Below are 1,966 nucleotides of genomic sequence, written 5' to 3'. Positions count from 1 at the left end.
TCTCGGCGCGCACCGGATTGCCGGTCACCAGCGAGCGCTTGACCTTGTCGGCCGCCGGGCCGTCGAAGCCGAAGGCCACCTTGTCGGCCACCGGCAGCAGGGCCTTGTTGCTCATCAGCAGCGCGGCATCGGCATTCACCAGCACCAGCGGCTTGCCCAGCGCCGCCGCCATCAGCCCGCCGGGGAAACAGACATAGCCGCCCATGCCCAGCACCGCGTCGGCATGCCGGCGGCGCAGGATGCGCGCGCTGTCCCAGAAGGCCTTCAGCAGGCGCAGGCCGCCGGTCATCGTGTGCAGCAGGCCTTTGCCGCGCAGGCCGGAAAACGACAGCCGGTCCATCGGAATGCCGGTGGCCGGCACCAACCTGTTTTCCATGCCGCCCTCGGTGCCCAGCCAACTGACCGACCAGCCGCGGGTCATCATCTCGCGCGCCACGGCCAAGCCGGGAATCACATGCCCGCCGGTCCCCGCGGCCATGATGACCAGGTGACGCGTAGAAGCCATCGAGGTGGTCCCGGTCATGTGCGGCCTCCTCGCATGAGCTGCCTGTTTTCCAGGTCGGCTCGCAGCACGATGGCCAGCGCCACCAGGTTCAGCAGCACGCCCGAGCCGCCATAGCTCAGCAGCGGCAGCGTCAGCCCCTTGGTCGGCAGCACGCCCAGGTTCACACCCATGTTGATGAAGGCCTGGCCACCGAACCAGATGCCGATGCCCTGGGTCATCAGCCCGGCGAAGACGCGGTCCAGCGCAATGGCCTGGCGGCCGATCACGAAGATGCGGCGGGTCAGCCAGAAGAAGGCCAGGATCACCGCCAGCACGGCGATGAAGCCCAGCTCCTCGCCGATCACCGCGAGCAGGAAGTCGGTATGCGCCTCGGGCAGGTAGTGCAGCTTCTCGATCGACGCGCCCAGGCCCTGGCCGAATACGCCGCCGCGGCCAAAGGCGATCAAGGAGTGCGTCAGCTGGTAGGCCTTGCCCTGGGCATAGTCCGGGTTCCAAGGGTCCAGATAGGCAAAGATGCGCTGGCGGCGGAACTCGCTGAAGACGATCATCAGCACAAACGCACCGACCAGCACCGCCACACTGAGGAAGAACATGCGGCCATTCACGCCGCCCAGGAACAGGATGCCCAGCGCGACCGCGGCGATGACCATGAAGGCGCCCATGTCCGGCTCGGCCAGCAGCAGCACGCCCACGACGCCCAGCGAGACCGCCATCGGCCAGACCGCCTTGACGAAGTTCTCCTTCACGTCCATCTTGCGCACCATGTAGCTCGCGGCGTACATGGCCATTGCCAGCTTGGCCAGTTCGCTGGGCTGGAAGTTCATCACGCCCAGCGGAATCCAGCGCCGCGCGCCGTTCACGCCCTTGCCGATGAAAGGCACCAGCACGACGATCAGCATTGCCAGCGTGGCGGCGAACAGCCACGGCGCCCACTTTTCCCAGACGGCGATCGGGATCTGCAGCGTGACCAGCGCGGCCACGAACGACACGCCGATGAACATTGCCTGCCGGCTCAGGAAGAAGGTCGGCACGTAGCGCGAGAAGCGCGGGTTGTCCGGCATTGCGACCGAGGCCGAATAAACCATCACCAGGCCCAGCGCCAAGAGCAGCGCGGTGACCCAGATCAGCCCGGTGTCGTAGCCCGAGAGTTGCACCGGCTTGGCCGACACGCCGCCGATCCAGTCGCGGATGGGCAAACGCTCGCCACCGGCGCGGCCCAGCAGTGCTCCGGCGCGTTCACGCAGGCCGGCGAAGGGTTGACGGAGTGCGTCAGCGAAGCTCACGTCAGGATCTCCCCGCGCTCGGCCGCCAGGTCCTGCACTGCCGAGATGAAGACCTCGGCGCGGTGGGCGTAGTTGCGGAACATGTCCAGGCTGGCGCAGGCCGGGCTGAGCAGCACGGCATCACCGGCCTGGGCCTGCTCGAAGCACCAGCGCGTGGCGGCTTCCAGCGTGGCGTGGC

The 1,966-nt window shown here is 67.6% G+C and carries 2 protein-coding genes and 1 pseudogene; all 3 read right to left on the bottom strand.

Going from position 1 to position 1,966, the window contains the following annotated elements; all coding sequences use genetic code 11:
• Positions 1-523: glycosyltransferase (locus FKP22_RS28640; RefSeq protein WP_233446993.1), on the bottom strand; the 523-nt coding region annotated here is incomplete at its 3' end.
• Complete coding sequence (gene ftsW, locus FKP22_RS28635) at positions 520-1,788, bottom strand: putative lipid II flippase FtsW (protein WP_141291516.1); 1,269 nt, start codon at positions 1,786-1,788, stop codon at positions 520-522. The genes FKP22_RS28640 and ftsW, both read right to left, overlap by 4 nt.
• Positions 1,785-1,966, bottom strand: a pseudogene (locus FKP22_RS28630) (UDP-N-acetylmuramoyl-L-alanine--D-glutamate ligase); the annotation flags it as partial. The pseudogene FKP22_RS28630 and the gene ftsW, both read right to left, overlap by 4 nt.

The organism is Ideonella azotifigens (assembly GCF_006519715.1).
Classification (GTDB): domain Bacteria; phylum Pseudomonadota; class Gammaproteobacteria; order Burkholderiales; family Burkholderiaceae_C; genus Ideonella; species Ideonella azotifigens.
The sequence above is the reverse complement of the archived record's forward strand: the minus strand, read 5'-3'. Positions and strand labels throughout refer to the sequence as shown.